Source organism: Streptosporangium sp. NPDC003464, assembly GCF_053588315.1.
The window spans coordinates 14202-26340 of record NZ_JBSFPS010000009.1 but is presented as its reverse complement, the minus strand read 5'-3'; the positions used below and the strand labels follow the sequence as shown (position 1 = coordinate 26340).

Sequence of the window (12139 nt, the reverse complement as noted above, 5' to 3'; positions counted from 1 at the left end):
CCGTCACGGTGGACGTGACACGCCGCGACATGACCCATGTCACAGACATGACCCATGTCGCAACGGCATGGTCCACCCGTGGCCACGGCACCGCCGGATGCTGCCGAACGCGTGGCGGATGTGGGGCACCGCGTTCGTGGAGTATCCGGTGGTGGGACGCTGGGCGCTCCGGGAGCCGGCGGTCCGGGAGCCGGCGGTCCGGACGGGCTGATGCCTACCGGGGACCGCTCCGGTCCCGCCGGAGCTGTCCCGATCTCGCCGGAGCTGTCCCGATCTCGCCGGGGAGGGGCGATCCCGTCAGCGAGCGGTGCACGCCTGTTCGGCCAGGGCGGCCTGCCAGGGCGCGTTGACCCGGTATTTCGGCGCGATTTTGGACAGCAGCAGGGAGGCGTAGGCGATGCTCTCCCCGTCGTCCGTCCGCACCCGGATCGGTATCGGCCAATCTCCCTGCTGGACGGCATTGCAGCTGGTGATCTCATATTTGAGGGAGAATCTCACGCTCTGCCCGGGCTCCAGGACATAGGGGTCCCGCTTCTCGGGAGAGAGCAGCTTCAGTCCGGCCCCGCTCCGGCCGATCCCGGTGATGGTCACCGGGACCTCGTTCTGGCTGTGCACCCTCACGTCCATGGTGAACTGCGCCCATGTCTTGCGCCCGCGGTGAATGACATAGGTCGAGCTTTTGAGCGACCCCAGTGTGAAGACGGCGGGCGTGGCCGGGACCGGCGGCGTATTCAGGGTGACGGCCCCGGCGGCCGCCGGAACGGCCGGGCAGAGGCCGCATGCCAACATGAATGCCAGGCCACAGGCGGTCCGGCGTATCCCACGACGCCGACCGTCATTTATTTCATGAGTCATGCGCAGATCATTCGCGACTTGGGTGAAAAGCAAACTCATGTCGCGGTCACGCTCGCCCCATGCCCTCCGCGGGCGGAACAGGCGGATCCGGCCGCGCCACCGCCGTCGCAACCGGCACCGTCGCAACCGCAACCGACACCGCCGTCGCCACCGTGACCGCCACCGTGACCGCGACCGCGACCGCGACCATCGTCACCGCCATCGCCTTCACCGGCCCACCCCGGCGGAATCTCCATCAGCTCAGCAGCAAATCGATATGCCATAGAAAACCACCCTTTTCTAGCCGTTGACGCGACTGTAGCGCGTAGTTAACATTTGGCCAGCACGATGCAAGATTTTTGCAAACTGCTGTTACTTTCTAGCTGTTCCTCGCAACTTTTGCCAGGACACGCAGTGTCCGTGCGCCCGCTCCGCCCCACGGAGAGGACCCAGTGATGTCGGCTCCGGCATTGCGCGTCCGATCGCCACCCGACGACTACGGTCGCGGACCCCGTCCGCCCAGGTTCCGCGTAGTCCCGACGTTCACCCCCTCGCCGGTCCCGCCGGTCCCACCGGTCCCGCCGGTCATTCCCTCCAGCGGCCGAGTGCGTCCTGCGGCGGAGGTCACCGCCTCCTCACCGCGTCCGTCGTTCCAGACGAGAGATAGAGGAACGCCATGAGAAACAAGCACGTAACGTCATTACGGCTGGTCGCGGCGGTGGTCGCGACCAGCCTGCTCGCCCTGTTCGGGCCCCTCTCCCCCGCCGCGGCGGTGGCCGACCCGAACCTGGCGGCGGGGAAGGCGGCCTCGGCCGGCAGCTCCAACAATCCCTACACGGCCGCCAACATCACCGACGGCAACCAGGCCACCTACTGGGAGAGCGCCAACAACGCCTTCCCGCAGTGGGTCCAGGTGGACCTCGGCGCCTCGGCCGGCGTCAACAAGATCGTCCTGAAACTGCCGCCGGCGGCGGACTGGGCCACCAGGACCCAGACCCTGAACGTGCAGACGAGCACGCTCGGCCCACCCTTCACCACCGTCGTCCCGTCCGCGGGCTACACCTTCAACCCGGCCACGGGCAACACGGTGACGATCAGCTTCGCCACCGTCACCACCCGGTACATACGGTTGAACATCACGGCGAACACGGGCTGGCCGGCCGGGCAGCTGTCGGAGTTCGAGGTGTACGGCCCCGCCACCGGCGACCCGCAGGCGCCCACCGCGCCGGCCGACCTGGCCTACACCCAGCCCGCCTCCGGCCAGATCAAGCTGACCTGGAGCGCCTCCACCGACAACGTCGGCGTGACCGGCTACGACGTCTACGCCAACAACGTCCTGCGCGGCAGCGTGGCGGGCAACGTCCTGACCTACACCGACAGCCAGCCCGACACCGCGACGGTCTCCTATCACGTCAAGGCGAAGGACGCCGCGGGCAACCAGTCGGCCGCCAGCAACACCGTCACCCGCAGCGGCAGCGGGGGCGGCGGCTCGAACCTGGCCGTCGGCAAGCCGATCACCGCCTCGTCCTCGGTCTTCACCTTCGTGGCCACCAACGCCAACGACAACAATGTGACCACCTACTGGGAGGGCAACGGCGGCAGCTACCCCAACACGCTCACGGTGCGGTTGGGCGCGGACGCCGATGTCAACTCGGTCGTGCTGAAGCTCAACCCCGACAGCGTGTGGGGGACGCGCACGCAGACCATCCAGGTCCTCGGTCGCGGGCAGAGCTCCTCCTCCTTCGCCAACCTGTCCTCCGCGGCGGTCCACACCTTCAACCCCGCCTCCGGCAACACCGTGACGATCCCGGTCACCGGCAGGGTCGCAGACGTCCAGCTCAAGATCACCACGAACTCCGGCGCGCCCGCCGGGCAGGTCGCCGAGTTCCAGGTCATCGGCACCCCGGCCCCGAACCCGGACCTGACGATCACGGGCATGTCGTCGGCTCCCGCGGCTCCGGTCGAGACCGACTCCGTCACGCTGTCGGCCACGGTCAAGAACACCGGGACGGCGGCCTCCGGCGCGACGGACGTCAATTTCTACCTGGGCACCACCAAGGTCGGCACCGCCTCGGTCGGCGCGCTGGCCGCCGGCGCCTCCAGCACCGTCTCGGCCGACGCCGGTCCCCGTGACGCGGGCAGCTACCCGCTGAGCGCCAAGGTCGACGAGGGCGGCGACGTCATCGAGCAGAACGAGACGGACAACGCCTTCACCAGCCCCTCCCCGGTCGTCGTCAGGCCCGTCGACAGCTCCGATCTGGTCGTCTCCCCCGTCAACTGGACGCCGAGCAACCCGGCGAACGGCAACGTCGTGACCTTCTCCGTCGCGATCAAGAACCAGGGCACCGTGGCCTCCGCGGGCGGCGCCCACGGCATCACGCTGACGGTCACCAACACGGCGACCGGCGCCGTCGTGCGCACGCTGACCGGCTCCCACACCGGCCCGATCGCCGCCGGCGCCACCACCAACCCCGTCAATCTGGGCACCTGGACGGCCGCCAACGGCAAGTACAGCGTCAAGGTGGTGCTGGCCGACGACGCCAACGAGCTGCCGGTGAAGCGGCAGAACAACACCAGCACGCACCCGTTCTTCGTCGGGCGCGGCGCGAACATGCCCTACGACATGTACGAGGCCGAGGAGGCCGTCGTCGGCGGCGGGGCGGCTGTCATCGGCCCGAACCGGACCGTGGGTGACCTGGCGGGCGAGGCGTCCGGCCGCAGGGCGGTGACGCTGAACTCGACGGGCAGCTACGTCGAGTTCACCGCCAAGGCGGACACCAACACCCTCGTCACGCGCTTCTCCATCCCGGACGCGCCGGGCGGCGGCGGGATCGACTCGACGCTCAACGTCTACGTCAACGGCACCTTCCTCAAGCCCATCAACCTGACCTCCAAGTACGCCTGGCTGTACGGGAACGAGACGGCTCCCGGCAACTCGCCGGGGGCGGGCGGGCCGCGTCACATCTACGACGAGGCCAACGTCATGCTCGGGACGACCGTCCTGGCCGGCAGCAAGATCAGGCTGCAGAAGGACCCGGCCAACACGACGACGTACGCGATCGACTTCATCAACCTCGAGCAGGTGTCGCCGATCGCCAACCCCGACCCCGCCAAGTACACGGTGCCGGCGGGCTTCGCGCACCAGGACGTGCAGAACGCGCTCGACAAGGTCCGGATGGACGCCACGGGCACCCTCGTCGGTGTCTACCTGCCGCCGGGCACCTACCAGACGGCGAGCAAGTTCCAGGTGTACGGCAAGGCCGTCAAGGTGATCGGCGCCGGTCCCTGGTACACGCAGTTCCGCGCGCCGTCGACCCAGGACAACACCGACGTCGGATTCCGCGCGGACGGGACGGCGAAGGGGTCCACGTTCGCCAACTTCGCCTACTTCGGCAACTACACCTCGCGCATCGACGGTCCGGGCAAGGTGTTCGACTTCTCCAACGTCTCCGACGTGGTGATCGACAACATCTGGAACGAGCACATGGTCTGCCTGTACTGGGGCGCGAACACCGACCGGGTGACGATCAAGAACTCCCGGATCCGCAACATGTTCGCCGACGGCATCAACATGACCAACGGCAGCACGGACAACCTCGTCACCAACAACGAGGCCCGGGCGACGGGTGACGACAGCTTCGCGCTGTTCTCGGCCATCGACGCGGGCGGCTCCGACATGAAGGGCAACGTCTACGAGAACCTGACGTCCATCCTGACCTGGCGCGCGGCCGGCGTCGCGGTCTACGGCGGATACGACAACGTCTTCAGGAACATCTACATCGCCGACACGCTGGTCTACTCCGGCATCACGATCAGCTCGCTCGACTTCGGCTACCCGATGAACGGCTTCGGCGCCGACCCGCCGACGAGGTTCGAGAACATCTCGATCGTCCGGGCCGGCGGCCACTTCTGGAACGGGCAGACCTTCCCGGGGATCTGGATCTTCTCCGCCTCGAAGGTGTTCCAGGGGATCCGCGTGAGCGATGTGGACATCGTGGACCCGACCTACAGCGGCATCATGTTCCAGACGAACTACGTGGGAGGACAGCCGCAGTTCCCGATCAAGGACACCGTCTTCACCAACGTCTCGATCTCGGGCGCCCGGAAGAGCGGGGACGCCTACGACGCCAAGTCCGGGTTCGGCATCTGGGCCAACGAGATGCCGGAGGCCGGCCAGGGGCCGGCGGTCGGCTCGGTGACCTTCAACAACCTGAGGCTGAGCAACAACGCCACGAACGTGAAGAACACGACGTCGACGTTCACCATCACCACCAACCCGTAGGCCGGCAGGCCGGCGGGGCGGACGGTCACATGTGACCACATGTGAGAAGGGACGGGAGTGCCGCCGGGGCCGCCCCGGCGGCACTCCCGTCCGCCCGGCGGCAGGGCCGCCCCGGCCGGACTCCCCGCTCGGTGACCCGGCCGGACTCCCCGCCCGGCGGCAGAGCCGCCCCGGCCCGCACTCCCCGCCCGCCCTACTCCGATTCCTCCCGGAACAGGTCAATCTCCTACGATTCTCAGTCATCATGGATCGACGGAGCCGCATACCTGGTAGGACAGGGGGAACGCCCGCCCTGTGAACTGCGGGTCTAAGGAGTTCTCGATGTCATCCGAAGGCGCGGCCACGCTCCTCATCTCGTCCGGCTCACACGGAGACGCCACCGTCGTCCGCGCGGTCGGCGAGCTGGACTACGACTACGCGCCGATGTTCCGGCGGGAACTCGCCCAAGTATGGAGCGGCGACCCCGGCGCGACACCGGCGCTCGTCCTCGACCTCACCGGGCTCACCTTCTGCGACTCCACCGGGCTCGCCGAGCTGCTGTGGATCCTGCGCAGAAGCCAGGAGACCAAGACCGACCTGTCCCTGGCCGGGGTGAGCCGCACCCTGCGCCACATGCTGACCACCACCGGGCTCCTGCCCTATTTCACGATCTTCGCCTCCGTGGAGGAGGCCCTGCGGGACCGGTGACGTCGCCGCCGGGCTCAGAGCGGGGGGATGACGATGTGCAGGCGGACGGTCGTGCCGCTCTCCGGGGCGGACCGGACCTGGACCAGGTCGCACAGCTGCTGGACGAGCCACATGCCCCGGCCGCTCAGCGGGCCGGGGGCCGGGACCATGCGGCCGACCAGGGGATCGGTCATCACCCCGTCGTCGTGGAACTCGCAGACGAGCGTGCCCTCCCGCACCCAGGTGCGGAGGGTCCCGTACCCGCCCCCGTGGGCGATGCTGTTGCCGGCCACCTCGGTGACCGCCACGAGGGCCTCCCGCAGCCGCTCCCCCCGCAGGCCGTGCGGCATGGCGCAGGCGGAGACCTTGTCCCGGACGGCCGCGAGGTCTCCCCTGCCGTAGCGGAACTCCTCCGACGGGTCGCAGGCCGACTCCAGCTCCTCCCAGGCGAAGGGCGCCTGGACGTAGTCCGGATGTTCCTGGTGGACGCCCTGCTCCAGGGCGAACGGGTGGCACCGGCTGACCGCCCGGATGATCCCGGGGTCGACCGTGTCGGTGTCGTAGGGGCACAGCAGCCACCACGCCGGCGAGCCGGTGAAGGCCAGGTTCAGCAGCCACTCGTGGTAGCGCAGCTCCTCGATCTCCGCGGCGCCGCGCCCGCTCCAGTCGGTCTCGCCGATCCCCCGCACCGGACGCCCCTGCTCCGTCCGCTCGCTGATCCACCGCTGCCAGGCGGGGATGAGCCGGGCGGGGTTGCGGCCCAGCTGGGAGACGTCCAGGAACACCACCCGGGGGTCGGAACCGACCGGCTCGGCGCGCAGGATCTGCTCCCTGCTCTCGGGCACCGACACCAGGACGGCCTCGTCGGCGGCCAGCGCGTCTTCGATGAAGGACAGCGCCCCGTCGAGGAACTGCGCCTCCCCCGAGTAGGAGTAGAGCTCGTGGCGGAGGCCCGCTGTCCCCTCCGCACCGGTGACTTGGGTGGTCATGGCGTCAGCTCCACGGGAGCCTCGTAGGTGCTGTAGCCGAGCATCTCCCAGCACGACCGCACTGTCGGGTTCGCGCCCTCGACCGTGATGCTGCTGACGGGGGCACGGGCGGCGGCCTCCACGAGTGCGCGCATCCCCGCGGCGTCCATCAGCTCCAGCTCGTCGAAACGGAGCCGCAGCACCGGAGAGAGCACCGCGGCGGCGGCCAGTGCGGCGCTGAAGGCCGCGGCGCCGTCGGAGTCGACCACCCCGCACACGCTCCAGCGGCCCGGACCCGAGTTGAACATCCGGAACGACGGCCCTGCCCAGCCGCTGCCCAGCTCGCGGGGGTGGACACAGGCCACGTGGTCCAGCGTGGCGGCGCCGAAGCGGTCACGGCCGTAGGCGCACACCATGATGGCCGCGCTGTCGGCCACGAACTCGTCGAGGCGCAGCTCATGGTCGATCAGCATGTCCAGGCCCGCGTCCGGCGGCACGAGCTCGTCCATCACGGCGAGCACGCGGAGCGCGCGGTAGCCCTGGCGCCCCGCCCTGGCCGCCTCGCGCCGCACCAGGCCCAGCATCGAACTCATGTCCGGCACCGGGTCCACGCCACGGACCAGCCGCGGGTCGACCACCATCGCGTCCCGCAGGAGGCCGGCCGACGGAGCGGGGTCCAGCGACGACCCGACGATGACCACCTTGTCACCGAAGAGCTCGCCGTCGGCCAGGAACGTCGAGGTGGCAGCCGTGTATCCCTGGGCCGGATCGACGACCCAGCACACGTGCTCGCCGACATCCACCGGATCAAGTGTCGGCATGGCCCCTGACTTGCGCACCGCGAAATCACCTCGCCTTCGCTGTGACACCCAGCGCCAGTTTATTGCGTCCGTACGGCACCGCAGGTCGTGCGCCGGCCGGCGGGAGTCCCGGGGCGACCGCCGGGCGGCCCGGGGGGCCGCCGTCACGGGGTCAGAGGGACTCCAGCGGGATGACGTCCTCGTCGTAGGCGGCCAGGAGGGCGGCCGCGACCTCCGTCACGTCCAGCTCCACGACGACCTCGGCGCCCGAGGCGACGCCGCGGTCCGACACCGCGAGGCCGATCAGCGCCAGGGACGCCGCGCGGTCCCGGACCCGGGCCTGCTCGACGGTCTCCTCGCCCGCCTCCGCCTCCTCGTCGCGGTCCCACGCGGCGACCGCGGCCCGCGCCAGGTCGCCGGACAGCCGTACGGTGAGGCGTGCGACCTGGGGGTCGAGGAAGCGTCCGATCTCGGCGAGCACCGCCGAGTCCTGGCGATACCTGGTGTATTCCTGGCTCTCATCCACGGCACGAGCCTACGCAGCGCCGCCGTCCGCGACTTCCGAACCGTCCATGTGCCGTGGCGGGTCCGGGCGGGCCGCGCCCGTCCGCGCCGCCCGCTCGCCGCCCCGCCCCATCAGCCGCAGACCTCGCGATAGGCCCATCGGTCACAGACCTCGCGGTAAGCCCATCAGCCGCAGGTCTCGCGGTAGGGGACGCCGGGGATGAGCCGCTCCCACTCCGCCGCCCGCAGGCCCGTGCCGGTCCGGGCGCAGACCGACTCGGCGACCAGGGAGGGGTCCACCGGCAGGCGGCTGACCGAGCCGTCGCGGGCCACCGCGTTGAGGACGCGGCCGTCCGGGCTGAAGGCCAGGTCGAGGGCTGTCGCACCGGCCGGGAGGGAGCCGATCTCCCGCTGGGCGGCCAGGTCCCACAGACGCACCCCGTCTCCGTCTCCCGCCGTGACGAGCACCCGGCCGTCGGGGGAGAAGCGCAGGAGCTGCTGGGACCCCCTGACCCCCAGGACGCCCAGCCGCGCGCCGCGCTCGACGTCCCACAGCAGCACACGCTGGTCGGCGAGCCCGAGGGCCAGGACGCGGCCGTCCGGGCTGAAGGCTGCGGCCCGGACGTCCGGGCCGCCGACCCCGGCGGGACCGCGGAGCGTCCGGCCACCGGGGAGCGCGACCAGGTCGGCCCCCGCCGAGAGCACCCCTCTCCCGGCGTCGCCGCCCCGGCCCTGCCCCTGGCCCGCTCCCCGACTTCCACCCGGCCCCGCTCCCGGACTTCCCTCCGGACTTCCACCCGGCCCCGCCCCCGGCCCCCCGCCCCGGCTCTCGCCCGAGGAGCCCCCGACGTCCGAGGAGTTTCCGACATCCGAGGAGCCCCCGACCGGACTTCCGCCCGGACGGAAGGCCAGGCTCTGGACGGACGGCACGTCCACGGTCGCGGTGATCCGGCCCGCGCGCACGTCCCAGATCCGCACCCTCCCCTCACCCGTGCCGTCCGCGTCGCTCACACCCGCCGCGAGCGTCCGGCCGTCTCCGCCGAACGCCAGGGCGGTGACCGCCCCGGCCCCGGCCCCGGTGTTCAGGGTGGCCAGGCTCCTGCGGGTGGCGACGTCCCACAGGGTCACCGCCGAGCCGTCCCGGCGGGGGACGGCGAGCGTCCTGCCGTCCGGGCTGAACGCCCCGGCCGAACCCGCGTCGACGCTCAGCGGGCCGCCGATCGGGGCCAGCCGGGTGGGGTCCCAGAGCCGGACCACGCCCAGGTTGGCGTAGGCGAGCACCCGGCCCCCCGGGGCGAAGACCGCGCTCTCCCAGCCGCTGCGCTCCTGCGGCACGTTCAGGGTGTCGGTGTGGGTGACGGCGCTGACGTCGATCGAGACGACCGAGCCGTATCCGGTCGGATAGCGCAGTGTCCGGCTGTCGGCGGTGAACCGCGCGTTCCCGACGGCCGTCAGGGGGAACCGCGCGGATATGGTGCGGTCGGCCACCTTCCAGAGGAAGAGGGCCTCCTCCGCCTGCTCGGCGAGGAAGCGGCCGTCCGGGCTGAAGGTGAGCGCGCCGCCGCCGGTGCTCGCGAAGTCCTCCCCCCGCCGGCTCCCGTCGGCGGGGTCGAGCAACGTGATCGAGGTGTCGCCGCCGACCGCGAGGGTCGAGCCGTCCGGGCTGAAGGCGAGCTGCGGCGCCCCCCGCTCCCCCCGGGAGCTGACGGGGCCGTCGATCTTCCGGGCGAACACCCGCCTTCCCCTGGTCAGGTCCCAGACCTCGACGCTGCCCTGACGCCCGGCCACGGCCGCCCACCGGCCGTCCGGCGAGACGGTCCCCTCCGGTTCGAACCCGGTCGCCGAGACCAGCGGCCCGCCCCCGTCCAGCGGGCGCATCACCAGCGTGCCGGGGCCGACGGCCGAGATCAGCCGCCGCTCCGGCTCCAGCTCCGCCCGTGACCCCTCAGGGATCGCCGGGCCGAAGGCCCGGCCCGTGGCGCTGTCCCAGAGCCGCCCGCCGACCTGGAGGGTCGAGCCGTCGGGGCTCGCCGCGGTCACGGCGGCGAGCTTCCCCACCCCCTCGAACGTCCGGACCGGCCGGTGGGTGACCACGTCGTACATGCGGACCTCGCCGCCGTGGGCCCGCACGAGCGTCCGCGCGTCGGGCGTGAGGACGTAGGAGGCCCTGGAGGTGGCGTCGGGGTCGGTGAACACGTCGACCTTCACCTGGGCCAGCGCGGCCTGCAGCGCGGAACGCGCCTCCGGCACCTGGGCGATCCGCCAGGCGGCCACGCTGAGCCGCATGGCCGTACGGGGGTCGGAGTCGCGCAGGTCGTCGGCGCGCGCGGCGGCGGCCCGGGCCGCCGACTCGTCCCGCTGCCGCTGCAGATCCTCGGTCTGAGCGGCGAGAGTCTGGCCCTGCCGCAGGGCGACCGCGGTCACGCCCAGCGAGAAGGCGAGCAGCACGGCCATCCCCGCGGTGACCAGCCGCCGCCTGTTCCGGCGCCGCCGCTCCACGGCCGAGGCGGCGTCGAGGAACCGCCGCTCCCTGAGGTTGATCCCGAGATAGCGCCGCTCGGTCGCGGCCCACTGCAGCGCCTCCCGGAGCGCCTCCCCCTGGTAAAGATCTCCCGGGGGCCGCCCGTGCTCCTCCCAGACCCGGGCCGCCTCGGCCAGCCGCCGGTGCACCGGCAGCCCGTCGCGCTCGGCCGCCAGCCACTCCCGCAGCCGGGGCCAGGCCCACGGCAGGGCGGCCCCGGCCGGAACGGCCGTGGTGCCCTCCCTGATCAGCAGCCCCGCCCCGGCGAAACAGGCGATCACCGGCTCGTCCTCCGGCCCGCACTCGACGCGCTGGATCGAACCGTCACCGATCATGCGGAGCAGCACCCCGGGCGCGTCGGCCTGCTGCTGGGGCGTCAGCGCGCTGAACGCCTCCTCGGCGATCACACCGAGCGCGGGAGGATCGGATCCGGGCGGCAGGACCTCCCGTGCGGCCCGCACCCCCGCCCTGAGGTCCTCGGCCTCCCGTTCCTCGGCCTCCCGCGCCTCAGCCTCCCGCGCCTCTGCCGCCGGAGCCGGCGAGGTCTCGGACGCGGGCCTGCCGGCCGTCCCCACCCCGGGCGCCGCCGTCCCCACTCCGGGCGCGGCCGTACCGGCCCCGGGCGCGGCCGTACCGGCCGTCCGGTCCTCGCCGCCCAGCAGACCCATCAGCAGCGCGTGCGCGGTCGGGCGGTCGGCCGCCGCCTTGGCCAGCGCGGCGGCCATCAGCGAGCGCAGCGGCTCGGGGATGTCGCCGAGGTCAGGGTCGACGGTGAGCACCCGGTGCATCACGCCGCCCAGGCTCTCGGCCTGGAACGGGTCCTTGCCGGTGGCCGCGTACAGCAGCACCCCGCCCCAGGCGAACACGTCCGCCGGGGGGCCCGCCCGCTGCCCGACGAACACCTCGGGCGCCATGTACGTCGGCGTCCCCGCGACGATGCCCGTCGTGGTCAGCGACATCTCGTCGGTCCTGGCCACGCCGAAATCGATCACTCGGGGCCCGTCCGGGCCGAGCAGCACGTTCTCCGGCTTGAGGTCGCGGTGGACCACCCCCGCGCGGTGGATCGCGGTCAGCGCGGTGGCCAGCGCGGTGGCCAGCCGGTGCAGGGCGTCGCCGGCGTAGGGGCCGGCCTCGCGGACCGCCGCCCGCAGATCGGGCCCGGCGACGAACTCGCTGACGATGTACGGCCTGGCCGCGTCGGAGTCCACCGCGAGGATCCGGGCGGTGCAGAACGACGCCACCCGGCGGGCCGCCTCCGCCTCCTTCGCGAACCTCGTCCGCAGCCCCGAGTCGGCCGCCACGTCCCCGTGCAGCACCTTGATCGCGACCCGGCCGCCCTCGGCGTCATATGCCTCGTAGACGATCCCCTGACCCCCCGCGCCCAGCCGTCCGGCCGGGCGGTATCCGCCCAGCCGCAGAGGGTCACCAGGTGCGAGCGGCGTCAATCCCATGCTGTGCGAACCCCCGTGCCCGGCAACGTCATCCATTAGACGCCGGAGAGCTCGGAGAAGTTGTGGAAGATGTGCCGAATGGCGCGCGCCCGACTGACAAGTGCGTCAAAATC

8 protein-coding genes are annotated in these 12139 nt (G+C 71.8%); 2 read left to right on the top strand and 6 right to left on the bottom strand.

Annotation, left to right across the window (positions count from 1 at the left end; translation table 11 throughout):
* Positions 1 to 297 precede the first annotated feature (297 nt).
* Positions 298 to 789, bottom strand: coding sequence for a hypothetical protein (locus tag ACWDS7_RS03655; protein WP_451927966.1), 492 nt, complete (start codon positions 787 to 789; stop codon positions 298 to 300).
* A 112-nt stretch (positions 790 to 901) separates the two neighbouring features.
* The gene (locus ACWDS7_RS03650) at positions 902 to 1066 is read right to left on the bottom strand and encodes a hypothetical protein (RefSeq protein ID WP_451927965.1); all 165 of its coding nucleotides are present in this window, start codon (positions 1064 to 1066) and stop codon (positions 902 to 904) included.
* Between the two features lie 444 nt (positions 1067 to 1510).
* On the opposite strand from ACWDS7_RS03650, the gene ACWDS7_RS03645 reads away from it, so the two are divergent.
* Entirely contained in the window at positions 1511 to 5116 is a 3606-nt protein-coding gene (locus ACWDS7_RS03645) for a galactose-binding domain-containing protein (protein WP_451927964.1), read from the top strand.
* A gap of 321 nt (positions 5117 to 5437) precedes the next feature.
* Positions 5438 to 5803, top strand: coding sequence for an STAS domain-containing protein (locus tag ACWDS7_RS03640; RefSeq protein ID WP_451927963.1), 366 nt, complete (start codon positions 5438 to 5440; stop codon positions 5801 to 5803).
* Between the two features lie 14 nt (positions 5804 to 5817).
* On the opposite strand, the gene ACWDS7_RS03635 is transcribed toward ACWDS7_RS03640, so the two are convergent.
* From ACWDS7_RS03635 to ACWDS7_RS03620, 4 genes are all read right to left on the bottom strand, one after another.
* On the bottom strand, positions 5818 to 6771 hold the full coding sequence (locus ACWDS7_RS03635) for an anti-sigma factor RsbA family regulatory protein (protein ID WP_451927962.1): 954 nt from the start codon (positions 6769 to 6771) through the stop codon (positions 5818 to 5820).
* Positions 6768 to 7571, bottom strand: a complete 804-nt coding sequence (locus ACWDS7_RS03630) for an MEDS domain-containing protein (protein WP_451927961.1) — start codon at positions 7569 to 7571, stop codon at positions 6768 to 6770. The genes ACWDS7_RS03635 and ACWDS7_RS03630 overlap by 4 nt, the downstream gene beginning before the upstream one ends.
* A 151-nt stretch (positions 7572 to 7722) precedes the next feature.
* Positions 7723 to 8076, bottom strand: a complete 354-nt coding sequence (locus ACWDS7_RS03625) for a hypothetical protein (RefSeq protein WP_451927960.1) — start codon at positions 8074 to 8076, stop codon at positions 7723 to 7725.
* A 164-nt stretch (positions 8077 to 8240) separates the two neighbouring features.
* Positions 8241 to 12026 carry a protein kinase domain-containing protein gene (locus ACWDS7_RS03620; RefSeq protein WP_451927959.1) on the bottom strand — a complete coding sequence of 1262 codons (3786 nt, stop codon included), beginning with the start codon at positions 12024 to 12026 and terminating at the stop codon, positions 8241 to 8243.
* Positions 12027 to 12139 lie beyond the last annotated feature (113 nt).

Coding starts and splice junctions, on each gene's coding strand:
- ACWDS7_RS03635 (WP_451927962.1), bottom strand. CDS start 6,771: ATGACCACCCAAGTCACCGGTGCGGAGGGGACAGCGGGCCTCCGCCAC.
- ACWDS7_RS03630 (WP_451927961.1), bottom strand. CDS start 7,571: ATGCCGACACTTGATCCGGTGGATGTCGGCGAGCACGTGTGCTGGGTC.
- ACWDS7_RS03620 (WP_451927959.1), bottom strand. CDS start 12,026: ATGGGATTGACGCCGCTCGCACCTGGTGACCCTCTGCGGCTGGGCGGA.
- ACWDS7_RS03655 (WP_451927966.1), bottom strand. CDS start 789: ATGTTGGCATGCGGCCTCTGCCCGGCCGTTCCGGCGGCCGCCGGGGCC.
- ACWDS7_RS03640 (WP_451927963.1), top strand. CDS start 5,438: ATGTCATCCGAAGGCGCGGCCACGCTCCTCATCTCGTCCGGCTCACAC.
- ACWDS7_RS03645 (WP_451927964.1), top strand. CDS start 1,511: ATGAGAAACAAGCACGTAACGTCATTACGGCTGGTCGCGGCGGTGGTC.